Genomic DNA, 23,380 nt, shown 5'->3' with positions numbered 1-23,380 from the left:
CACCGGGAATCCAGGAGAGTTCATGTACTACCCCTTCGTTCGTAAAGCCCTTTTTCAGCTCGATCCTGAGCGCGCTCATGAAGTTACTTTTCAACAATTACGCCGAGTATCAGGTACGCCGCTGGAAATGCTGGTTCGCCAGAAGGTGCCGACCAAACCGGTTACCTGCATGGGTCTCACATTTAAGAATCCGCTGGGTCTGGCCGCAGGGCTGGATAAGAATGGCGAGTGCATCGACGCGCTCGGTGCCATGGGGTTCGGCTCTATTGAAATTGGCACCGTGACGCCACGCCCGCAACCGGGCAACGACAAGCCGAGGATCTTCCGTCTGGTCGATGCGGAAGGTTTGATCAACCGCATGGGCTTTAATAACCACGGCGTTGATAACCTGGTTGAGAACGTCAAAAAGGCGCATTTTGACGGTATCCTCGGCATTAATATCGGCAAGAATAAAGATACGCCGGTCGAGCAGGGTAAAGATGATTATCTGATTTGTATGGAAAAAATCTATCCCTATGCCGGTTATATCGCCATTAATATCTCCTCGCCGAATACGCCAGGGCTGCGAACCTTACAATATGGTGAGGCCCTCGACGATCTGCTTTCCGGTATTAAAAATAAGCAACTGGAGCTTCAGCAGAAGCATCAAAAATATGTTCCAGTAGCGGTGAAGATCGCGCCGGATCTTTCTCTCGAAGAATTGATCCAGGTCGCCGATAGTTTAGTTCGTCATAATATTGATGGCGTCATCGCGACCAATACCACCCTCGATCGTTCGCTGGTACAGGGAATGAAATTCTGTGATGAAACCGGCGGTCTTAGCGGTCGTCCGTTGCAGCTGAAGAGTACAGAAATTATCCGTATGCTGGCGGCGGAATTAAATGGTCGGTTACCTATTATCGGTGTCGGCGGGATTGATTCGGTGATCGCCGCGCGGGAAAAAATGGCTGCGGGGGCGAGTCTGGTCCAGATTTATTCCGGGTTTATTTTTAAAGGGCCCCCCCTGATTAAAGAAATTGTTACCCATATCTAATCTTTTCCCCCTCTGATCCCACCCAGGGCTTTATTTCCGGCCCTGGTTGTTTTATATTCCTTCATTGTTGCTTATTTAGACATTTTAGTCTTTTCTTAATTTTGGAAATAATTTTGTTGCAGGATGCCATGAATTTATAGCCAAAATAATTCGAGTTGCAGGAAGGCGGCGACGCAGGGCATCCCCAGGAGCTTACTGAAGTAAGTGACTGGGGTGAACGAATACAGCCAACGTTTATGCAACTTGAAGTATGACGGATATAGGGCTGGACGCAAAAGAGGATTGGTAGACGATGCGAATTAAACCTGACGATAACTGGCGTTGGTATTACGATGAAGAGCACGATCGTATGATGCTCGATTTGGCCAATGGTATGTTGTTCCGTTCGCGTTTTGCGCGTCGGATGTTAACCCCGGACGCCTTCGCGCCGTCCGGATTCTGCGTTGACGATGCTGCGCTTTATTTTTCCTTCGAAGAGAAATGTCGCGATATAGAATTATCGAAAGAGCAGCGCGCGGAATTAGTCCTTAATGCGCTGGTCGCGATTCGCTTCCTGAAACCGCAAATGCCGAAAAGCTGGCATTTCACTTCTCATGACGCCAGCTGGCAGCCGGTCACCGGTGATGCCGCCAGCGCCTGGCTCAGCGATACCGGGCAACAGGTGAATTTGCTGGTGGTTGAACCCGGGGAAAATGCGGCCCTGTGTTTGCTGGCCCAGCCGGGAGTGACGGTCGCAGGACGTATTTTGCAGCTTGGTGATGTGATTAAAATTATGAACGACCGACTGCAACCGGCATCAGGTGCCGCCAGCTACAGTCTGGGTCAGGCGGTGTAAACAGCCGTTGGCTAAGGCGCCAGCCGTAAAGCAGTTTTAGGTACGCAGCTACAGCACAGAATGGTGCCATCTGCCGCCACCGCGTTTTTCTTCAGCGGGCTGACTTCACCTTCTTCCAGCCGGATACGGCAGCTGCCACAGATGCCGGCCCGACAGGAGTAGGGAATGCGAATGCCCTTTTGCTCCAGTTGCTCCAGCAGGACCTGCTGCGTATTGCCGTTAAAACTCTGCCCCTGCCATGCGATCTCCACCACGGAATCCTGCTGCGAATCTACCGCCAGCGTCTCGTCGCTCTCGCCTGCGCCGTAGGCTTTTGCCGGACCACGCGTTAACACTTCCACTTCATCGCCAACCCGCACGACGCCGCTGTTGCGGGCGATCAGGTTCTGACCGAAATCGACGTCGCCGTTATCCAGCGCGGTACGGAAGCGCTGCAGGGTGGCCAGCGGTTCGCCGGAGGGGTGTTTTTGCCCACGTTCCGGGCTGACGGTGGTCAGCACGCAGCGGCTGCAGGGCTTTGCTACCTCAAACACCACCTCGCCGATACGAATCACTTTCCAGCTGTCTTCTTCCCAGGCCGCGGCGCCGGTCACCACCAGATTTGGGCGAAACTGTTCCATGCATACGCTGGCCGGGCAGCGGCTTTGCAGATCGCGCAATGAGGCTTCATTGGTTAATAAATAGGGAAAGCCGTCGGCGAAGGTCAGGGGAACCGCGTCATGGCGCTTCACCCGTCGGGTCAGCTGTGGCCCTAACCAGCGGAGCTGCACGTCACGATTAAAGAAGCCGCTGAGCCACTGGTTCACCGAGGCGGGCGCGATCAGCGCGGTGAAGTGGTTCCCCCACACTTCGGTCGGCTCGCCCTGAGGGGCAAAATCCGCAAAGCGGATAACCGCGCTGCTGCCGTCGGCCGCCGCCAGGTGAATCCCGTCGTGCAAAGGCGAGGGGGTAAACTTGACCATCTGAGGAAACTGGCGGGCAGTAATAAAGGTGCCATCGGTTTCCGTCACCATGAAGGCACGATCGAAGGCCAGACCGCTGATATCGGCAAACGCGTGCGTCAGGCCAATTCCACGCATGGATTTGACGGGATGAATAAAAAGTCGCGATAGCGTTAGCATGCGCTGCCTCCAGGCTTAAAAATAAGCCTTTAACTTTATGACATGGGGCGCATATTGGCTATAATGCGCAACAATTTTCTTTTAGTAAAAGTGACGATATGAATTCTCTGTTTGCCAGTACGGCTCGTGGCCTTGAAGAGCTGTTAAAAACTGAACTGGAAGGGCTTGGCGCGCTGGACTGCCAGGTAGTCCAGGGCGGTGTCCATTTTCAGGGAGATACGCGAGTACGCTATCAAAGCCTGATGTGGAGCCGGCTGGCTTCGCGCATCATGATGCCGCTGGGCCAGTGTAGCGTGTACAGCGATTTGGATCTGTACCTCGGCGTGCAGTCCATTCCATGGACGGAGATTTTCACCCCAGACGCCACTTTTGCCGTCCATTTTAGCGGGCTGAACGACGAGATTCGTAACAGCCAGTACGGCGCGTTAAAGGTCAAAGATGCGATCGTTGACAGCTTCACGCGTAAAAATCTGCCGCGTCCAAACGTCGATCGTGAACAACCCGATCTGCGCATTAACGTCTGGCTGAATAAAGAGACCGCGCACATCTCGCTGGATCTCAGCGGAGAAGGCCTGCATCTTCGCGGCTACCGCGATGGTACCGGCATGGCGCCGATCAAAGAAACCCTGGCGGCGGCGATTGTTATGCGTTCTGGCTGGGTTCAGGGTACGCCGCTGCTCGATCCGATGTGTGGCTCCGGTACGCTGCTGATTGAAGCCGCGATGCTGGCAACCGATCGCGCGCCGGGTCTGCATCGTGGACACTGGGGCTTTAACGGCTGGTTGCAGCACGATGACGAGGTGTGGAAAGAAGTCAAAGCCGAAGCGCAGACCCGCGCCCGTAAAGGGCTGGCTGCCTATGAGTCACGTTTTTACGGCTCTGACGTGGATGCCCGTGTGATTGAGCGTGCGCGCAGCAACGCCCGTCGCGCCGGGGTAGGCGAGCTGATCGCTTTCGAAGCCAAAGATGTGGCCCAGTTGAGCAATCCGCTGCCGAAAGGCCCTTACGGGACCGTTATCAGCAACCCGCCATACGGCGAACGTCTGGAAAGCGAGCCGGCGCTGATTGCCCTGCACAGTCTGCTTGGTCGGGCGATGAAAACGCAGTTTGGCGGCTGGAACCTGTCACTGTTCAGCGCCTCGCCGGAGCTGCTCAGCTGCCTGCAGCTGCGTGCGGACAAACAGTTTAAAGCGAAAAACGGCCCGCTGGATTGCGTGCAGAAAAACTACCATCTGGCGGAAACCGATGGCAGCAGCGTGGCATCCATGGCGGATGATTTCGCCAACCGCCTGCGTAAAAACCTGAAGAAATTTGAGAAATGGGCACGTCAGGAAGGGATCGAATGCTACCGCCTGTATGATGCCGATCTGCCGGAATACAACGTGGCGATCGACCGCTACGCCGATTGGGTGGTGGTGCAGGAATACGCGCCGCCGAAAACGGTTGATGCGCACAAAGCGCGCCAGCGTCTGTTTGACATCATCGCGGCGACGATCTCCGTGCTGGGCATTGCGCCGAACAAGCTGGTGCTGAAAACCCGTGAACGGCAGAAAGGTAAGAATCAGTACCAAAAAATGGCCGAGAAGGGCGATTTCCTGGAAGTTCAGGAGTATAACGCCCGTCTGTGGGTCAACCTGACGGATTATCTCGATACCGGCCTGTTCCTTGACCACCGTATCGCCCGTCGCCTGCTGGGCCAGATGAGCAAAGGGAAAGACTTCCTGAACCTCTTCGCCTACACCGGCAGCGCCAGCGTCCACGCCGGCCTCGGCGGCGCACGTTCCACCACCACCGTGGATATGTCCCGCACCTATCTTGAATGGGCGGAGCGCAACTTGCGCCTCAACGGGCTGACCGGGCGTGCGCATCGTCTGATGCAGGCCGACGTGCTGGGCTGGCTGCGCGAAAGCGATGAACAGTTCGATCTGATCTTTATCGATCCGCCGACGTTCTCCAACTCCAAACGTATGGATGATGCCTTCGACGTGCAGCGCGATCACCTGCGTCTGATGACGGATCTTAAACGTCTGCTGCGCAAAGGCGGCACCATTATGTTCTCGAACAACAAACGCGGTTTCCGTATGGATCATGACGGACTGGCACAGCTGGGGCTGAAGGCGCAAGAAATTACGCAAAAAACGCTGTCTCAGGATTTCGCCCGTAACCGTCAGATTCACAACTGCTGGCTGATTACCGCAGCCTGAAAGGAATAAAGAATGTCATTAATTAGTATGCATGGTGCCTGGCTCTCCTTTAGCGACTCACCGCTGCTGGATAACGCCGAGTTGCATATCGAAGATAACGAGCGCGTCTGTCTGGTCGGGCGCAACGGTGCGGGCAAATCCACCCTGATGAAGATCCTCAACCGGGAGCAGGGGCTGGACGATGGACGGATCATCTATGAGCAGGATCTGGTTGTGGCTCGTTTGCAGCAGGATCCGCCGCGCAATATTGCCGGTACGGTATACGACTTTGTGGCGGAAGGGATCGCCGAGCAGGCGGCTTATCTGAAGGGATACCATGATGTCTCTCGCCTGGTGATGACCGATCCAAGCACCAAAAATTTAAACGAGCTGGCGCGCCTGCAGGATCTGCTGGATAACCTGGGCTTGTGGCAGCTTGAAAACCGTATTAACGAGGTGCTGGAACAGCTGGGTCTGGATGCGAACGCCGAGCTGGCGTCTCTTTCCGGCGGCTGGTTACGTAAAGCCGCTCTCGGGCGTGCGCTGGTCAGCGGCCCGCGCGTGCTGCTGCTGGATGAACCGACCAACCACCTGGATATCGAAACCATTGACTGGCTGGAAGGCTTCCTCAAGACCTTCAAAGGAACCATCATTTTCATCTCGCACGACCGTTCCTTCATTCGCAATATGGCCACCCGTATCGTCGATCTCGATCGCGGTAAGCTGGTGACCTATCCGGGCAGCTACGATCAGTATCTGCTGGAGAAAGAAGAAGCCCTGCGTGTTGAAGAGCTGCAAAACGCCGAGTTTGACCGCAAGCTGGCCCAGGAAGAAGTGTGGATTCGCCAGGGCATTAAAGCGCGTCGTACCCGTAACGAAGGTCGCGTTCGCGCCCTGAAAGCGATGCGTCGTGAACGTGGCGAGCGTCGCGAAGTGATGGGCAGCGCGAAGATGCAGGTCGAAGAGGCGGCTCGTTCAGGCAAAATCGTCTTCGAAATGGAAGATGTTAACTACCAGATTGACGGTAAGGTGCTGGTCAAAGATTTCACGGCGCAAATCCAGCGCGGTGACAAAATTGCGCTGATCGGTCCTAACGGGTGTGGGAAAACCACGCTGTTGAAACTGATGCTCGGTCAGCTGAAGGCTGATAGCGGCCGGGTTCATGTCGGCACCAAGCTGGAAGTGGCCTACTTCGATCAGCACCGCGCCGAGCTGGATCCGGATAAAACCGTGATGGATAACCTGGCCGAAGGCAAACAGGAAGTGCTGGTGAACGGTAAGCCGCGCCATGTGCTGGGCTATTTGCAGGACTTCCTGTTCCATCCAAAACGCGCAATGACGCCGGTCCGGGCGCTGTCTGGCGGGGAACGTAACCGACTGCTGCTGGCACGTCTGTTCCTCAAGCCAAGCAACCTGTTGATTCTCGATGAACCGACAAACGATCTGGATGTGGAAACGCTGGAACTGCTGGAAGAGCTAGTCGATGGCTATCAGGGCAGCGTAATGCTGGTCAGCCACGACCGTCAGTTTGTCGATAACACCGTTACCGAGTGCTGGATCTTCGAAGGCGGCGGAAAAATTGGTCAGTATGTCGGCGGATATCATGATGCGCGCGGTCAACAATCGCAGCATCTGGCGCTAAAACAGACTGCTGCTAAAAAATCTGCAGAAGTTGCTCAATCGAAAGCAGAAAGTGTCAAACGTGCGCCTAACAAACTAAGCTATAACCTGCAGCGCGAACTGGAACAGTTGCCACAACGACTTGAAGAACTGGAAACCCAACTGCAGAGTCTGCAGGAGCAGGTTGCCGATCCTTCTTTCTTTGGCCAGTCCCATGACCATACGCAGCAAGTGCTGGCTCAGCTGGCCGAAGCGGAACAGGCGCTGGAAACGGCCTTTGAACGCTGGGAATATCTCGAAGGATTAAAAAACGGCGCCTGAGCTGAGGAGTTTTCATGTGCGATCATCATCATGCTGCGCGGCATATCCTGTGCCCACAATGTGATTTGCTGGTGGCTTTGCCGCAGCTGGAGCATCGCCAGAAAGCCGCGTGTCCGCGTTGCGGTACGACGCTGACAACCACGTGGGACGCGCCTCGGCAGCGTCCCACGGCCTATGCGCTGGTGGCGCTGTTTATGCTGCTGCTGGCGAACCTGTTTCCCTTCGTCGATATGAGCGTTGGCGGTCTGCGCAGCGAGATTAAGCTGCTGGAAATTCCTGACGTTCTGTTCAGCGAAGATTACGCCAGCCTGGGCACCTTCTTTCTCCTCTTTGTGCAGCTGGTGCCGGCGTTTTGCCTGGTGACGATTCTGTTACTGGTCAACCGGGTGCATCTGCCGGCGCGGCTCAAGGCGTTTCTGGCGCGGATTCTGTTCCATCTTAAGACCTGGGGAATGGCAGAGATTTTCCTCGCCGGCGTGCTGGTGAGCTTTGTCAAACTGATGGCCTATGGCGATATTGGCGTGGGGCTAAGCTTTGTGCCCTGGTGTTTGTTCTGTATGCTCCAGCTGCGGGCGCTGCAATGCGTCGACCGACGCTGGCTATGGGATGACATTGCACCGATGCCCGCCCTCAGACAGCCGCTGAAAATTGGCCAGACGGGGATCCGCCAGGGTCTGCGTTCCTGTTCGTGCTGTACGGCCATTTTGCCTGCTGATGAGGCGGTTTGTCCGCGCTGTCAGACTAAAGGGACGGCCCGGCGTAAGCATAGTCTGCAGTGGACCATGGCTCTGCTGATCACCTCTTTCGTCCTGTATCTCCCGGCAAATATTCTGCCGATCATGATCACCGATTTGCTCGGGGATAAGCTACCCTCCACGATTATGGCTGGGGTGATATTGCTCTGGAGCGAAGGATCGTACCCGGTGGCATTGGTGATTTTTATTGCCAGTATTATGGTCCCGACGCTAAAAATGATGGCGATTGCCTGGCTCTGTTGGAACGCCAATGGCAACGGCCAACGTGACTCAGAGCGCATGCACCTGATTTATGAAGTAGTGGAGTTTGTTGGCCGTTGGTCAATGATTGATGTTTTTGTCATCGCGGTACTCTCGGCGCTGGTGCGCATGGGAGGGTTGATGAGTATCTATCCTGCGATCGGGGCGGTGATGTTTGCGCTCGTTGTTGTCATGACAATGTTCTCAGCCATGACCTTTGACCCTCGTTTGTTGTGGGACCGTGAACCAGATTCAAGCCATGAGGAAATGCAGCAGCATGGAAAATAAGAGCGGAGAAGCAAAGGTGCAAAAGGTGAAGAACTGGTCACCCGTGTGGATCTTCCCCATCGTCACTGTGCTAATCGGCGCGTGGATCCTTTTTTATCACTACAGCCATCAAGGGCCGGAAGTGACGCTGATCACCACCAACGCGGAAGGTATAGAAGGGGGAAAAACCCGGATTAAAAGCCGTAGCGTGGACGTCGGGGTGGTGGAAAGCGCTATCCTGACGGATGACCTGACGCACGTTGAGATTAAGGCGCGCCTCAATTCCGGCATGAAAAAGCTCCTGCATACAGATTCGGTCTTTTGGGTCGTGAAGCCGCAGGTTGGGCGTGAAGGGATCAGCGGCCTGGGGACCTTACTTTCCGGTGCCTATATTGAGCTTCAACCGGGCACCAAAGGCGGCGATTCCGCACAATATCCGCTGCTGGATTCACCGCCGCTGGCGTCACCGGATGCAAAAGGTATTCGGGTGCTGCTGGAAAGCGATAAAGCCGGACAGCTCTCTCCGGGCGACCCGGTGCTGTTCCGTGGCTATCGCGTCGGTTCGGTGGAAACCAGCACCTTCGACCCGCAAAAACGCAGCATCACCTATCAGCTGTTTATCAACGCGCCTAACGATCGTCTGGTAACGACCAACGTGCGCTTCTGGAAAGACAGCGGCATTGCGGTCGACTTAACCTCGGCGGGGATGCGGGTAGAAATGGGGTCATTAGCAACCCTGTTTGGCGGCGGCGTCAGCTTTGATATCCCGGAAGGGCTCGACCTCGGTGAGCCGGCGGCCAATAAAACCGGCTATCATCTTTTTGACGATCAAAAGAGCATTCAGGATTCGATCTATACCCAGCACATCGATTACGTGATGTTCTTTAAAGATTCCGTACGCGGTCTGCAACCTGGAGCACCTGTAGAGTTCCGTGGGATACGTTTAGGTACCGTCGGTAAAGTTCCGTTCTTTATTCCGGGCTTACATCAGCGTCTGAATGATGACTATCGCATTCCGGTGGAGATTCGAATTGAACCGCAGCGCTTGATCAATCAACTGGGCGGGGATCCTAACATTCGCACTCATATCGACGATCTGATCAATCGCGGATTACGCGGATCGCTGAAAACCGGTAACCTGGTGACCGGCGCACTGTACATCGATCTCGATTTCTATCAGAAAGCACCGCCGCGTGGCAAAATTCTGGAGTTTGGCGGTTATCCAATCATTCCTACCATTAGCGGTGGCCTGGCCCAGATCCAGCAGCGCCTGATGGAGGCTCTGGATAAGATCAACAATCTACCGATTAACCCGCTGCTGGAGCAAGCGACCAGCACGCTGGCGCAGAGTGAAAAAACCATGCAGCGTGTTCAGACGACACTGGATAGCCTGAATAAGATTGCGGCAAGCCCGTCAATGCAGCAGCTGCCGGGAGATATGCAGAATACGTTGCGTGAACTCAACCGGAGTATGCAGGGCTTCCAGCCTGGTTCTGCGGCATACAACAAGATGGTTGCGGATATGCAGCGACTGGATCAGGTTCTTCGCGAACTGCAACCCGTACTGAAAACGCTCAATGATAAGAGCAACGCGCTGGTATTTGAGGCCAAGGATAAAAAAGATCCTCAGCCGAAGGGAGCGAAATAATGAAAAAATGGTTAGTGGTTGCCGCGGCATGTGCGCTGGCGGCGTGCAGCAGCAGTGGGGAAAATAAAACCTACTATCAGCTTCCGGTTGCACAGGGTGGCGCGCAAAGCGCCGCTCACCAAAGCAAAAACCTGCTGTGGGTTGAGCAGGTGAGCATCCCGGATTATCTGGCGGGCAACGGCGTGGTCTATCAGACGACGGACGTGCAGTATGTGATTGCGAGCAATAATCTGTGGGCGAGCCCGCTTGATCAGCAGCTGCGAACCACGCTGGTGGCCAATTTGAGTAATCAACTGCCGGGTTGGGTGGTTTCTTCGCAGCCTCTGGGCAGCGACCAGGATACCCTCAACGTGGCAATAAATGGTTTCCATGGGCGTTACGATGGACGGGTGATTGTCAGCGGGGAGTGGTTGCTGAAGCATCAGGGACAGCTGATCAAGCGTCCGTTCAATATCGAACTGAAGCAGCAGCAGGACGGTTATGACGCGATGGTGAAGACGATGGCGCAGGCCTGGTCTCAGGAAGCGACGGCAATTGCCAGTGAGCTGAATCGCTTGCCATAAGTAAAATGAATACAGATTTAAAGCCGCGGAGGTCGAAAAACACCCGCGGCTTTTTTATTTGCCTTGTCAGGCCGTTACTTGTGCCGGTTCACATTTTTTGTACAAATGAACTTTCATATAGCTCACAATTATGACAATGGCGTGAATTTTGCGCATTGACGTTACCTCTGATTCGCGGTATTCGTTAACCGTGGTTGCATATTTAGTGACCACTGTTTTCTTTTCCACCAGATCAAATAATGAGGGAAACGAGGCATGAAGAGACAAAAACGAGATCGCCTGGAACGGGCACATCAACGTGGATATCAGGCCGGCATCACCGGTAGATCGAAAGAAATGTGTCCCTACCAGACCTTGAACCAAAGGTCCTACTGGCTAGGAGGCTGGCGAGAAGCCATGGAGGACAGGGTACAAACTGCCTGACTGTCTCTTTAAAAAAAGAAGCCTCCGCCGAGCGGGGGCTTCGCCTTTTATAACTTATCTCTGCTTATTAGAACGCAGATGTGTCCTGGAACAGGCCCACTTTCAGATCGTTTGCGGTGTAGATCAGACGACCATCAACCAGCACTTCGCCATCCGCCAGGCCCATGATCAGACGACGGTTAACGACACGTTTGAAGTGAATACGGTAGGTCACTTTCTTCGCCGTTGGCAGAACCTGGCCGGTGAATTTGACTTCGCCTACGCCCAGCGCGCGGCCTTTGCCTTCGCCGCCGAGCCAGCCCAGATAAAAACCAACCAGCTGCCACATGGCATCCAGACCCAGACAGCCAGGCATCACCGGATCGCCAATAAAGTGGCAACCGAAGAACCACAGGTCCGGGTTGATATCGAGTTCTGCCTCAACAAAACCTTTATCGTAGTTACCACCGGTTTCGGTCATTTTGATGACGCGGTCCATCATCAGCATATTTGGCGCTGGTAACTGCGGGCCTTTCGCGCCAAACAGTTCACCACGGCCAGAGGCAAGAAGATCTTCTTTTGTATAGGATTCGCGTTTATCTACCATGTTTTCAGTAAGCCTTATTTTGAGTTCGGGACGCAGGATAGCTAACACGTGTAAGCTGAACAAGTCCGATCAGTTCGAACCTGAACCGCCTAACCAGCGTAGCGGCCACGGAAAACGGTGGCGACTCTCTTGCTGCGTCGCCTGTGCAATCCGTTCCTGAATGGTTTGCCGTAACGTTTGCCCTTCGCCATCCCATAGCAACTGGGTCAAAATGGGTATTGCTTCAGTGACATCTTCGACTGCCCAGATGAAAAACTGCTCATCGGCGACGGCCTGCTGGAGCTCTGCGGACAGGCTCAGATGGCGGACGTTCGCTGCAGGAATGATCACACCCTGTTTGCCGGTCAGCTCGCGCTGCTGGCAAATGGTAAAGAAGCCTTCGACTTTTTCATTGAGCCCGCCAACCGGCTGTACGCGACCAAACTGGTCTACGGAACCGGTGATGGCGATGCTTTGATTGATAGGGACTCCTGCCAGTGCGCTGATTAAGGCGCACAGCTCGGCCATTGAGGCGCTGTCGCCGTCCACTTCACTGTAGGATTGTTCGAAGGTCAGTGAGGCGCTGAAAGGCAGCTGTTGTTCGAGCTCCAGCTCGGACATCAGAAACGCCTGCATGATCATCATGCCTTTGGCATGAATATTACCGCCCAGCTCCGCCTTGCGCTCCACGTCGATAAACTCACCGTCACCGATGTGTACGACGCAGCTAATGCGCGATGGCTCACCAAATGCGCGAGGATGGCCCGGGAATTCGATAACCGACAGGGCGTTGATCTGACCAATGCATTCGCCTTCGGTTTCAATCAGGATCTGTTCCTGCAGGATTTCATCCTGGATACGCTCGGCAAGATAGCCTTCACGCCACTCACGGCGTGCCAGCATGGTTTGCATCTCTTCGGCGGTGATCTGCTCACCTTCACAGAAGGCGGCGGCCTCACGCAGCTGACGAGCGATCCATTGCGGACACAGCGGCAGCATCTCCTGGTCACCGGTATAGCGGGCTGCTTCCTGAATCAGTAGGGGCCAGGCGTCCGCCGCCAGGCCAGGCAGCTCGAGCTGCTGCGCATTTTTCCAGACCCACTGACACCATTGCTTCAGGGTGTCTTCATCAGCAATTTGCAGGTTGTCTTCGTACTCGCTGTAAATCGCCTGCGCAGAGAGCTCAGGCTCCATCTCCTGGAAATCAGCCAGTGATTCACGCTCACCAACCAGAATGACCTTCAGGTTGAGCGGCATTGAGGGAATGCTGACCGGCAGAGGACGGGACTCGTCAATGGACAGCCAGTCAAAGCGCTGGCGAATAACCATGCTTTTCAGGCGCATCCACAGCAGTGGCTGTGCCAGTAATGCACGCAGAGAAATAATTAAGACGCCGCCATTTGTGCGATGCACCAGGCCCGGCTGCAGCGAGATTTCGCCGTTAAATTGCCGTACGCAGCCAAACAGCTGCTCTGCTTCGACCCAATCGGCAGTTTCAACCGGGGCGGTGCTGGCAAAATTATCGTCAGCGTGCGTTGCCGGTGTCAGGGTGACGTTTCCGCCGTTGACCTGGTAGCGAACGCCGTACAGTGGGTCCGTCGGTTCAAACAGCGTGCGGGTTTCTGTCGCCAGCCATTGCAGGTATTCCGCTTCTTCAGGGGCTTTAACCAGCATGAATGGCGAGATGGTCGGGGTCACAAGAAGTTGTTCCAGACCATAGAATAAACGGGGCTGCAGCTTGCCTGCGAGGGATTCCTCAGCATGGGCTAAATCAGCTTGTGCAAACAGCGCCTGATAACTTTCCGTATCAGGAGCAAGGTCTTTTCGGGTCAGTTTCGTAATGGTCAAAGTCGCTGTTTTTAGTCAGATGTAAAGCGCGCGATTATACCTTATGCTGCGTCCGAGCACACGGAGGATTACATGTGCAGTGATGATAAGCGGGTTACCTGCATCACGAATGATGATTTATTCTCAGCACATCGGGAAAAAACTGATATCCTGAAATGAGTTACACGGTCACATTGAGATCGCAATGAAATATCAACAACTGGAAAATCTTGAAAGCGGCTGGAAATGGAATTATCTGGTAAAGAAGCACCGGGAAGGTGAGCTGATTACCCGCCATATTGAAGCCAGCGCAGCAAAAGCCGCGGTCGATGTCTTACTGACGCTCGAAAATGAACCGGTTCTGGTGCATACCTGGATTGAGCAGCATATGAATCCGGAATTAACCAACCGCATGAAGCAGACTATCCGGGCGCGTCGCAAGCGTCACTTTAACGCGGAGCATCAACATACGCGCAAAAAGTCGATCGACCTGGAGTTTATCGTCTGGCAGCGTCTGGCTGGGTTAGCGCATCGACGTGGCAAAACATTGTCAGAAACCATCGTGCAGTTGATCGAGGACGCGGAGCATAAAGAGAAATATGCCAGCAAAATGTCCAGCCTGAAGCACGATTTGCAGGTACTGCTCGGTAAAGAGTGATGTTAAGGGTAGGGTGTGCTCGTGTCGTGTCGTGTCGTGGCGGGTGGCCGTTTACTTCGATACCTGAATTTAGCGTAAAAAAAACCCCGCATCAGCGGGGTTTTTTATAGGTAGTAATCTTAAGCCTGCGGCTGAGATACTACGTCTTTGTAACCTTTAACTTCGATCTCTACGCGACGATCTGGGCCCAGGCAGTCGATCAGTGCAGCGCGAGCTTTCACGTTGTCACAGGTATTGCCGGTAACCGGGTTGGATTCACCCATGCCACGTGCGGAGATTTTGCCAGCCGGGATACCTTTAGAAACCAGGTAATCAACAACAGACTGAGCACGTTTCTCGGACAGCTGCTGGTTGTAAGCGTCAGAACCGATACGGTCGGTATAGCCCAGAACCACTGCAGAACCGTCTTTCGGATCCATGTTGCTCAGCTGGGTGTACAGCTGATCCAGAGCCTGCTGACCTTCCGGTTTCAGGGTAGATTTGTTGAAGTTGAACAGTACGTCAGACTTCAGGGTGAAGTGTTTGGTAGTAACTTCTGGAGCCGGAGCCGGAGCCGGAGCTACAACTGGAGCTACATCGTCCTGACCGAAACGGTAGGAAACACCCAGGCTCAGCATGCCGTTATCCGGACGCGCGCCAACGGTACCTGCATCACCGATGTTGTTAACCCACTGGTATTCCAGACGAGTAGCGATGTCACGAGTAACAGCCCACTCTAAACCACCAGCAAATACCGGGGATACGCCAGTGTCGTGTTCGCTGCGGGAAACGCCGGTAGAACCGTAGTTGCCATCAGCGTCTGCACGCCAAACCATACCACCCAGACGGGTATAGATATCCAGATCGTCAGTGATCGGGTAACCCAGTTTAGCGGTCAGCTGAACGCCCTGAGCTTTGAATGCGCCGTTGTCTACGCTGCCTTTGTATGCAACGCGACCCAGCCAGTCATAACCCATTTCAAAACCGAGGTACGGGTTAACCTGGTAACCACCGAACGCACCAGCACCAAGCTGGCTGTTATGGGTAGGACCATTGTTGCCCTGGAAACCGTTACCGTAGAAACCGGTATCGTGAAACTGGGACCAACCCAGTTTACCACCTGCATACCAGGTGTTATCTTTCGGTGCGGCCTGCGCTACGGTAGCGAAGCCAGCCAGTGCCACTGCAATCGCGATAGCTGTCTTTTTCATTTTTTGCGCCTCATTATCATCCAAAATTCGCCATGAAGGTACAAAAGACCTCACGGTTAAATCCTTCACCCGGGGCGTGACTTGTTGTTAACTATGCTGATACATGCAGCGTAAGCCGATCACCCCTGGCGATGTAAAGTCTACAACTTAGTTCGAAACTTACAAGTGTGAACTCCGTCAGGCATATGAAAAAAAAGGGTTGTATACACAATATTTAACAAATATGGTTGATTTTCGTTCGGTAAAAAAAGCTGCGAAACCGCATCAGACAGGCATTCCAGCAAAAATGGCCCTGTTCAGAGTATGGGATTGGTGTGATCAAAAAAAATTCTAGGATTCATCCTAATTTGGCTTAATGATACAAATTAGAGTGAATTTTTAGCCCGCTGTGTTGTCTGCCACCCAGGTTCATATTCCCAACAGGGCGCATGATGAAACCCATAGCATGGCCTTCCTCTGCAGCAACGACCAGACGTTCATGTTCTTCTGCAGTGAGCTCATCTGACAACCAGCCAATGACGACACTGTAATTGCCGGTACGGAGCGCGCGGATCATCGATTCTACGGTGTTGCACGGCGACAGTTGGCTGATCTGCATAACCTTGGTTAGCGGTAAACCGGAAGACTGTACCCACTCGCGGCTCAGTTTCTGTTTCGGCGTGAGCCAGAGCTGCCAGCGAGACTGCTGCCCCAACTGCTGTAATAAAGGTAGCAGGAGTAATTGCGTCATCATAGGCTGATCTTCGCGGTAGACAATTTCACTAATCAGCCCGCTGGCTGGTTGTTCGGTGACGTCTTGCGAATGGCGACGTACGGAAGCAGAAGTCAGTGATGAACGGTTTGCGTAAGCTGAAGTGAACATAGTCTATCCCGCCTGTGAGTTACTGTATGAATGTACAGTATATCTACCTGAAGAAAAGATCAACCTCATTTATCATTTTTGTGGTTGAAAATCGTACATGTGTCCTGACGCGATCTTACCGGGCGATGCAGGCTTCAGGGAACGGGGAGATTCTTCATGGCATCCTCTATTTTTGGCGATAATTTTCTGAAAGCCCCTCGCAAAACGATACGTTAATTGAACAGAATCTAAAAATCATCTTGCTGCAATAAACGAAGTCACTTATTTTCAGTATTAACGGTTCCGTTAAAAAATAAATTCCATTCACATGATTAACAAAGGAATAATCATGAAGAAAATCACACATCAACGGTTCCATCAATTTCAAGAATGTTTATCATCACTCGGGAAAATACGTTGCCGGCCGCTTTTTGGTGGTTATAGTCTGGCGATAGAAAATACTGTTTTTGCCATGGCAACAGAGGGTGAAGTCTACCTCAAACTCTGTGAGCAAAGCGCGGGCTATCATGTAGTAAAGGCTGCCCCTCTTTTGATTATGCGAAAAAACGGTCGCCCGGTTTTATTGAAATATTATCAAATTGATGAAGCGCTTTGGCGTGACAGTAAAATGTTGCTCAAACTATCCGTGTTTTCATTGCAAACCGCGCGAAATGAAAAAAACCAGCTGCGTGCAACAGGGCGGTTGAAAGACCTGCCAAATATAAATTTCCAAATGGAGCTAATGCTAATTCATGTCGGCGTAACCGATGAGCAGACGCTGCGGAATTTGGGGGCTCAGGACGTCTGGCTAAAATTGCGCGAATCAAATAAAGCCCTCTCTCTGAATTTTCTTTATGCATTAGAGGGCGCGATTGTCGGTGTGCATGCTGCAGCGCTCCCGGCGCAACGTCGGCGGGAGCTTGCAGAATGGGCTGGCGGCCAGCACCGTGATATCCAGGGCTACTCCGGTTGAACCGCAACCTGTTTTTGTAAGCGGCATATTTCCGGCAACAGCGCCAGCAGCAGGCCAACCTGCTGGAGCACCAGCGGCTCTTTACTGTCAGGCTGGGGCTCAAGATGCTGGATCCGGGTCTGCAAACTATTGAGCGCCTGCTGCACCCGATGTTCGTCGGAAGGCCTGTGGTGCAGCGCATCATCAACGTAGCAGACGGCATCATCAAGCAGCGCCAGAATATCCGGGGTAGTGAGTTTCTCCCGGTGTGCGCCCAGAGCGGAAATGTAGCTGGTAAACGTATGGTTCAGGCACAACAGACGGAATGCGGTTTCGCGCAGTGCGGCGTCAGCCCGTGGCTCTGTGGACAGGTTAGATACCACTGAGGCAAGTTCGCCATCCCGACTATGGGCATCGCGACGCGCGACACGATATGCCAGACGATTGTCGCGTCCCTGGTGATACTGCTCAAGAATGGCATCCAGGTAGCGGCAGTTGGCGTTGATTGCCTGAGCCAGCACGCGTGGTAGATTACGGAACTTCCAGTCAGGCCAGATGAAGCTCACTGCCGCCCAGGCGATAGCACAGCCCATTAACGTATCGAAGATACGCGGTAACGCGACTTCGAATCCTTCGCCCAACAGATTAAAACAGAGCAGGACCAGCAGGGTGATAAACATGGTCGCGTGGGCATACTGCACATTGCGAAAAGCGAAGAACAGGACACCAGTCAGGACAATCAACAGCAGTTGGCCTTCCACGGAGGGCACCAGCAGTAATAAAGGCAGGCCGATGGCGACGCCAATCAGGGTGCCGATAATCCTCAGGGCGAGCCGGTGTCGCGTGGCGTTATAGTTTGGCTGACAGACAAACAGGCTGGTCAGAAGTATCCAGTAGCCGTGATTCAGCCCGGTAAACTGAATAAACGCATAGCCTGCACAGAGCACCAGCGACATTCGCACCGCGTGGCGGAACAACGCGGATTCAGGCGACATATTACGACGCAGGCGCAGCCATATATCGCTGAAGCCGCTTAGCCTGTCGTCCAGCAGCAAACTTTCGGTATTGCTGTTGGAAGGTGCGATGGTTTGCGCTGACTCAATGGTCGCCAGCTGGGCGTCGATCGCCCGTAAATTATTAAGCAGAAAGCCCAGCGCCTTGATTTGCTCGGCCGGGGCGCCACTGGCACGTACGCGATCGAGGGCGGAATCAAGATGCATAAAGGCACGTTCGAAATGGGCATCGTGCTGATAGGGCTCACGTAACAAAATAGCGCGGGATAATTTCTGACACGCCTGGGCCTGCATCGACAGCATTCGCTGAAAGCGGAACATCACATCGCTATAGCGGAAATGGTCGCGCAGCGTTTGATACTGGATATGGGAGGAGCTGGCACGTTCGTGAATATCCTGGGCCACGAAGTAGTACTGCAACGTCCGGCGAGTACCGCGTTGGCCACGGTCGCCCCGCAGACGAGTCAGCAGCGAGGCTTTTGTCTGATTCAGGGTGGTGACCAACTGGCCATTCGCAATGGCTAGATCGTATAACGGCGCCTGACTTTCATCTTCGATATCGGGGTCAAACAGGCGAGATTTGAGTTCCAGATAGCGCGCCAGTTGCTCATAACTACGTGCCAGATTGTCCTGGAGAGGACGAATCGGGAAAATAATATGTCCGGCGAGCGTCAGCACGTTGTACCAGACGGCACCGGTCAACAAAAACAGAGGCTGCAGGTACCAGCGGTCGTAGAGCGTGGTCCCCAGCATGGTATAGATGGCAATCAGCAACGCGCCAAATGCGATAGTGGCGTAACGCTGCCCCAGACCGCCGAGCAGAATAAATCCCGTCGTCGAGACCGTTAAGCCGAGCGCAAACAGCCACGGCCACGGAAAAAGCAGTTCCACCGACGCAGATGCAATAAAAAAGCACACCAGCGTAATGGCCAGATTGCGCAGTCGGCCGGTCAAACGGTCATCGAGGTCAGTCAGGGCTGCAGCAACCACTCCCAGCGTCAGAGGAATGGTGAGTTTAACTTCGCCAAGCCACCACGGAACGGCGGTTGTGCCGCAAAGTGCGATAAAAATCCTGGCGTTATATAGCCAGGTGCTGTTCCATGTATAACGACGTAGCAAGGGGCTAAGCATGGGGTTCTTCCGTCCGGTTACTGAAAGCGACGGCGCGCATTGGCTTCACGCGCAGCGCGGGCAGTTTCGACGGAAACCACTCTGCGTCCTACCGGCCACAGTGCAATGGCGGCGATTTTAAAATTGGCGATACCAACCGGGATCCCGATGATGGTCACACATTGTGCGATGCCGCTAAAGATATGCATCAGGCAAAGCCACCAGCCAAAGAAGATAAACCACAGAATATTTAACAGCGTACCGCCGGTGTTGAGCAGCGCGCTTTTTCTTTGCGGTTCCAGTTCATCAACATGAATCGCTTCATTGCCATAAGGCAGAAGCGACAGTCGGGTAATTTCCCAGCAGGAGCGGGTTAACGGCAGCGTGAAGATCAGAATGATGCTGACCAGTGTTGCCAGCAGCCAGCCCAGGGTGGTTGCGAAACCACCAAGGATAAAGTTCAAAATATTCAGAATGGTACGCATAAACCCTCAGTTCAGTCCTGGAGATAATATCCCCGTCATACTTCAGGCTGCCTGTGCGCTGGCGATGCTCGCTTACCTGAACGACTGACCTGAGTACGCTCATCGGGGTTCGCCCACCTGCCGCTGTGCTGCAACTTGCAGTATGCCGGGTATAAGACCCGACCATTGTAACGTTTTTTACGCTGGAGCACCTCGTCGCAGGCGGTTAAACTTGAAAACATCCAACCTGATTGATATTCGGCATTATATGGAACTTAAAGCGACAACATTAGGCAAGCGCATGGCACAGCATCCTTACGACAGGGTGCAACTGCTCAACGCCGGAGTAAAGGTATCTGGTGATAACCATGAATATATCATACCTTTCAATCAGTTATTGTCCATTCATTGCAAGCGAGGCCTGGTGTGGGGCGAGCTGGAGTTCGTTCTGCCGGACAGCAAAGTGGTGCGTTTGCACGGAACCGAATGGAATGAGACGCAACGTTTCTTTCATCACCTGAATACGTTCTGGCAGCAGTGGAGTTCGGAAATGAGCAACATTTCCGCCGATGTTCTTCGCCAGCTGCTGGTGGATGCGGGTCGCGCCAGCGCAGAAGGCAAATGGTTGACCCGTCAACAGGTTGTTGAAGTACAGGGAAAAATTCGTCGGGCGCTCGCCGGGCTGCCGATGCCGACCAGCCGCCTCGATGCTTTTGATAACTGCCGTGAGCTATGGCAGGAGTGCCAGGGCTGGCTGGCCGATACTGAAACCGCGCGCCTTGCCCATAACCAGACGTTTACTCAGGCGATGCTGGAACAGTACAGCGGCTTTTTTGCCGGGATAGAATCCTCACCGCTTAACCCGGCGCAGGCCAGAGCGGTGGTAAACGGCGAGCGCTCGCTGTTGGTACTGGCCGGTGCCGGAAGCGGAAAAACGTCGGTCCTGGTTGCCCGCGCCGGCTGGTTGCTGACGCGAGGCGAAGCCGCTCCCGACCAGATCCTGCTGCTGGCGTTTGGTCGCCAGGCCGCCCAGGAAATGGACGAGCGCATCCGCGAGCGGTTGAGCTCTGACGATATTACAGCACGCACCTTTCACTCGCTGGCGCTGCATATTATTCAGCAAGGCAGCAAAAAAGTGCCCGCCATCAGCAAGCTGGAGAGCGATAGCTCCGCGCGTCAGACCTTGCTGTTAAAAAACTGGCGTCTGCAGTGCCAGGAGAAAAAAGCACAGGCAAAAGGCTGGCGCCAGTGGCTGGAAGAAGAGATGGACTGGCAGGTGCCGGACGGCGAATTCTGGCAGGACAAGAAAATACAACGGCGGATGGCCAGCCGCCTCGATCGCTGGGTCAGTTTGATGCGCATGCACGGAGGTTCGCAAGCCGAGATGATCGCCGGGGCGCCAGAAGCGGTGCGCGATCTGTTCGGCAAGCGCGTTAAGCTGATGGCACCGCTGCTGAAAGCGTGGAAAACGGCGCTGAAAGAGGAAAATGCGGTCGACTTTTCCGGGCTGATACACCAGGCAGTGAATATTCTGGATAAAGGTCGGTTTGTTAGTCCGTGGAAGCACATCCTGGTGGATGAGTTTCAGGATATCTCGCCCCAGCGTGCCGCGCTGCTTGCCGCTTTACGCCGCCAGAATGCCCAGACCACACTGTTTGCCGTTGGCGACGACTGGCAGGCCATTTACCGCTTTAGCGGAGCGCAGCTTTCTCTGACAACGGCCTTCAACCACTATTTTGGTGAGGGTGATTGCTGCGCGCTGGATACCACCTACCGGTTTAACGGTCGCATTGGCGAGGTGGCGAACGGCTTTATCCAGCAAAACCCGCACCAGATGAGTAAACCGTTGAACAGCCTGACTGCCGGAGATAAAAAGGCGGTGACCCTGCTGGCAGACGACAAGCTCGACGATCTGCTGGATAAGCTCAGCGGCTATGCAAAGCCGGAACAGCGGATCCTATTGTTGGCCCGTTACCATCACCTGAAGCCCGAGGCGCTGGAAAAAGCCGCCACGCGCTGGCCGCATCTGCAGCTTGATTTCATGACTATTCATGCCAGCAAAGGCCAGCAGGCGGATTACGTGATTATTCTGGGGCTTCAGGAGGGCGACGATGCGTTTCCGGCACCAGCCCGCGAATCGATCATGGAGCAGGCGTTATTGCCGCAGCCGGAGGATTTCCCTGATGCCGAAGAACGACGTCTGTTGTATGTCGCGATGACGCGCGCGCGGCTGCGCGTCTGGCTGCTGTTCAACAAAGCCCAGCCTTCACCTTTCGTCGAAATGTTAGAAGCGCTTGATGTGCCGGTGGCGAGAAAACCGTAAGAAGCTGGCGGACTCGCCGCCAGCCGGACTTACTTAAGACGTTCGGCGAGGTAACGTTGATAATCCGGGATCAGGATATCGAGCGGCTCATTGAAGGTCGGCGACAGAATAATAAAGTCGGCCGTTGACGCATTGGTAGCGACAGGGATGTTCCAGACCGTCGCCAGGCGCAGCAGCGCTTTCACGTCCGGATCGTGCGGTACCGCGTTGAGCGGGTCCCAGAAGAAAATCAGCACATCGATTTTCCCTTCCGAGATCAGCGCGCCAACCTGCTGATCGCCGCCCATCGGGCCGCTCAGCATCGCGTTTACCTCAAGCCCGGTCGCCCGGGAAATCAGGTTACCGGTGGTGCCGGTTGCATAGAGTTCGTGCTGGGCCAGCAGCGGCTGGTGGCGCGTAACCCATTTCATCAGCATATCTTTACAGTGATCGTGAGCAACCAGCGCGATATGTTTGCGTGCCGGTAACGTACGTGTCGTCAGTTCCATAATTTCATTCCACATTTTGACCTGCAGACAGATTACTGGAAGTGACTGCTGCTGCAAGCGTCTGGGCGAAAAATTTTGACGCATCCGTAAGTTAGGATGGATGGCCCGTTCGCCTGGATTAGCTTACACTTGGGCTAAATAGCGGGAGGATAAAATGAAAGAGAACGATATCGCAGCCATTCTGAACTCAACACAGACGATTGCGCTGGTGGGAGCGAGTAACAAACCCGACCGGCCCAGCTATCGGGTGATGAAATACCTTCTGGAGCAGGGGTATCACGTGATCCCGGTTTCACCGAAAGTCGCCGGCACCACGCTACTGGGACAGCAAGGCTATGCTACGCTCGGCGACGTGCCGGAGAAGGTGGATATGGTTGATGTATTCCGTAACTCAGATGCTGCCCTGGGCGTCGCGCAAGAGGCCATCGCGATTGGCGCCAAAACCCTGTGGTTACAGCTGGGCGTCATTAACGAGCAGGCTGCCGTGCTGGCGCGTGAGGCGGGACTAAACGTGGTGATGGATCGCTGCCCGGCGATTGAAATTCCGCGCCTGGGTTTGTCGAAGTAAATAAAAACCCCGCCACGGCGGGGTTTTTTCATGTTAGCGACATCTTAGTTACGTAGCCGCGGCGCCTGCAGCTGCTGGCGAATTGTTCTGGCCAGTTCGTCCATGGACGGCTGCTCCGGATGTTCATCGCTGGTTTCGCTGCTCAACTGCGCTTCCGCAAGATAAGTGTGGATCGGCTGTCCGTCCTCATCTTCCATCACCACATGATACCAGGGAGATGCGCGCAGTTCGTCATTGGCGGCAATTTCGTCCTCTTCAGGCTCGGAGAGCGAGTATTGTGGATCGATATCAACCACCACGCCAAGATAGCCCAATAGCGTATGGCGGACCTGTTGCCCGATACCGAATTTGCTGGCAATCATAAGCACCTCC

The 23,380-nt window shown here is 54.1% G+C and carries 21 protein-coding genes; 12 read left to right on the top strand and 9 right to left on the bottom strand.

Annotated features, from left to right (window positions below; genetic code table 11):
* The first annotated feature begins 22 nt into the window (after window positions 1-22).
* Window positions 23-1,033, top strand: coding sequence for a quinone-dependent dihydroorotate dehydrogenase (pyrD, locus tag HF679_RS10170; RefSeq protein ID WP_123756193.1), 1,011 nt, complete (start codon window positions 23-25; stop codon window positions 1,031-1,033).
* 292 nt (window positions 1,034-1,325) lie between these two features.
* Window positions 1,326-1,868, top strand: a complete 543-nt coding sequence (gene zapC / locus HF679_RS10165) for a cell division protein ZapC (protein ID WP_123756194.1) — start codon at window positions 1,326-1,328, stop codon at window positions 1,866-1,868.
* Between the two features lie 11 nt (window positions 1,869-1,879).
* Here zapC and HF679_RS10160 read toward each other — a convergent pair whose 3' ends face one another.
* Complete coding sequence (locus HF679_RS10160; protein WP_154143380.1) at window positions 1,880-2,989, bottom strand: YcbX family protein; 1,110 nt, start codon at window positions 2,987-2,989, stop codon at window positions 1,880-1,882.
* A 98-nt stretch (window positions 2,990-3,087) separates the two neighbouring features.
* On the opposite strand from HF679_RS10160, the gene rlmKL reads away from it, so the two are divergent.
* The 6 genes from rlmKL (at window position 3,088) to rmf (ending at window position 11,009) form a co-directional block, all read left to right on the top strand.
* Window positions 3,088-5,193 carry a bifunctional 23S rRNA (guanine(2069)-N(7))-methyltransferase RlmK/23S rRNA (guanine(2445)-N(2))-methyltransferase RlmL gene (gene rlmKL / locus HF679_RS10155; RefSeq protein WP_123756196.1) on the top strand — a complete coding sequence of 702 codons (2,106 nt, stop codon included), beginning with the start codon at window positions 3,088-3,090 and terminating at the stop codon, window positions 5,191-5,193.
* Between the two features lie 12 nt (window positions 5,194-5,205).
* Window positions 5,206-7,113: an ABC transporter ATP-binding protein gene (locus HF679_RS10150; protein ID WP_123756197.1), complete on the top strand. Its 1,908-nt coding sequence runs from the start codon at window positions 5,206-5,208 to the stop codon at window positions 7,111-7,113.
* 14 nt (window positions 7,114-7,127) lie between these two features.
* On the top strand, window positions 7,128-8,396 hold the full coding sequence (gene pqiA, locus HF679_RS10145) for a membrane integrity-associated transporter subunit PqiA (RefSeq protein WP_123756198.1): 1,269 nt from the start codon (window positions 7,128-7,130) through the stop codon (window positions 8,394-8,396).
* Window positions 8,386-10,023 (top strand): intermembrane transport protein PqiB, encoded by a 1,638-nt coding sequence (pqiB, locus tag HF679_RS10140; RefSeq protein ID WP_123756199.1) that lies wholly within the window; start codon window positions 8,386-8,388, stop codon window positions 10,021-10,023. The genes pqiA and pqiB overlap by 11 nt, the downstream gene beginning before the upstream one ends.
* On the top strand, window positions 10,023-10,586 hold the full coding sequence (gene pqiC, locus HF679_RS10135; RefSeq protein ID WP_154143377.1) for a membrane integrity-associated transporter subunit PqiC: 564 nt from the start codon (window positions 10,023-10,025) through the stop codon (window positions 10,584-10,586). The genes pqiB and pqiC overlap by 1 nt, the downstream gene beginning before the upstream one ends.
* A gap of 255 nt (window positions 10,587-10,841) precedes the next feature.
* Window positions 10,842-11,009 carry a ribosome modulation factor gene (rmf, locus tag HF679_RS10130; RefSeq protein ID WP_004871568.1) on the top strand — a complete coding sequence of 56 codons (168 nt, stop codon included), beginning with the start codon at window positions 10,842-10,844 and terminating at the stop codon, window positions 11,007-11,009.
* Window positions 11,010-11,076: 67 nt separating this feature from the next.
* On the opposite strand, the gene fabA is transcribed toward rmf, so the two are convergent.
* Both fabA and HF679_RS10120 read right to left on the bottom strand, forming a co-directional pair.
* Window positions 11,077-11,595, bottom strand: a complete 519-nt coding sequence (gene fabA / locus HF679_RS10125; protein ID WP_123756201.1) for a bifunctional 3-hydroxydecanoyl-ACP dehydratase/trans-2-decenoyl-ACP isomerase — start codon at window positions 11,593-11,595, stop codon at window positions 11,077-11,079.
* 69 nt (window positions 11,596-11,664) lie between these two features.
* Window positions 11,665-13,422, bottom strand: a complete 1,758-nt coding sequence (locus tag HF679_RS10120; RefSeq protein WP_187042945.1) for a Lon protease family protein — start codon at window positions 13,420-13,422, stop codon at window positions 11,665-11,667.
* 184 nt (window positions 13,423-13,606) lie between these two features.
* Here HF679_RS10120 and matP point away from each other — a divergent pair, with 184 nt between their 5' ends.
* The gene (gene matP, locus HF679_RS10115; protein WP_123756203.1) at window positions 13,607-14,059 is read left to right on the top strand and encodes a macrodomain Ter protein MatP; all 453 of its coding nucleotides are present in this window, start codon (window positions 13,607-13,609) and stop codon (window positions 14,057-14,059) included.
* 119 nt (window positions 14,060-14,178) lie between these two features.
* On the opposite strand, the gene ompA is transcribed toward matP, so the two are convergent.
* A complete protein-coding gene (gene ompA / locus HF679_RS10110) occupies window positions 14,179-15,249 on the bottom strand; it encodes a porin OmpA (protein WP_123756251.1) in 1,071 nt (356 codons plus the stop codon).
* Window positions 15,250-15,601: 352 nt separating this feature from the next.
* Entirely contained in the window at window positions 15,602-16,111 is a 510-nt protein-coding gene (gene sulA / locus HF679_RS10105; RefSeq protein WP_123756204.1) for an SOS-induced cell division inhibitor SulA, read from the bottom strand.
* 328 nt (window positions 16,112-16,439) lie between these two features.
* Here sulA and HF679_RS10100 point away from each other — a divergent pair, with 328 nt between their 5' ends.
* Entirely contained in the window at window positions 16,440-17,063 is a 624-nt protein-coding gene (locus HF679_RS10100) for a TfoX/Sxy family DNA transformation protein (RefSeq protein ID WP_123756205.1), read from the top strand.
* Here the strand turns inward: HF679_RS10100 and yccS are convergent.
* Together yccS and HF679_RS10090 are read right to left on the bottom strand one after the other, a co-directional pair.
* Window positions 17,051-19,186, bottom strand: coding sequence for a YccS family putative transporter (gene yccS / locus HF679_RS10095; protein WP_123756206.1), 2,136 nt, complete (start codon window positions 19,184-19,186; stop codon window positions 17,051-17,053). The two genes, HF679_RS10100 and yccS, sit on opposite strands and share 13 nt — an antisense overlap.
* Window positions 19,187-19,203: 17 nt before the next feature.
* On the bottom strand, window positions 19,204-19,650 hold the full coding sequence (locus HF679_RS10090; protein ID WP_123756207.1) for a YccF domain-containing protein: 447 nt from the start codon (window positions 19,648-19,650) through the stop codon (window positions 19,204-19,206).
* A gap of 247 nt (window positions 19,651-19,897) precedes the next feature.
* Between HF679_RS10090 and helD the strand changes: the two genes are divergently transcribed.
* A complete protein-coding gene (helD, locus tag HF679_RS10085; protein WP_187043048.1) occupies window positions 19,898-21,952 on the top strand; it encodes a DNA helicase IV in 2,055 nt (684 codons plus the stop codon).
* Window positions 21,953-21,981: 29 nt separating this feature from the next.
* Here the strand turns inward: helD and mgsA are convergent, their stop codons facing one another.
* Entirely contained in the window at window positions 21,982-22,440 is a 459-nt protein-coding gene (gene mgsA / locus HF679_RS10080) for a methylglyoxal synthase (RefSeq protein WP_123756253.1), read from the bottom strand.
* 154 nt (window positions 22,441-22,594) lie between these two features.
* Here mgsA and HF679_RS10075 point away from each other — a divergent pair, with 154 nt between their 5' ends.
* A complete protein-coding gene (locus HF679_RS10075; RefSeq protein WP_154143373.1) occupies window positions 22,595-23,008 on the top strand; it encodes a CoA-binding protein in 414 nt (137 codons plus the stop codon).
* 44 nt (window positions 23,009-23,052) lie between these two features.
* Here HF679_RS10075 and hspQ read toward each other — a convergent pair whose 3' ends face one another.
* On the bottom strand, window positions 23,053-23,370 hold the full coding sequence (gene hspQ / locus HF679_RS10070; protein WP_123753647.1) for a heat shock protein HspQ: 318 nt from the start codon (window positions 23,368-23,370) through the stop codon (window positions 23,053-23,055).
* Window positions 23,371-23,380 lie beyond the last annotated feature (10 nt).

It is taken from the genome of Enterobacter sp. JUb54 (assembly GCF_014298075.1).
In the GTDB taxonomy this organism is placed as follows: Bacteria; Pseudomonadota; Gammaproteobacteria; order Enterobacterales; family Enterobacteriaceae; genus Klebsiella; species Klebsiella lignicola.
Note: the sequence above shows the minus strand (reverse complement) of the source record. Positions and strands in the feature narration are given on the sequence as shown.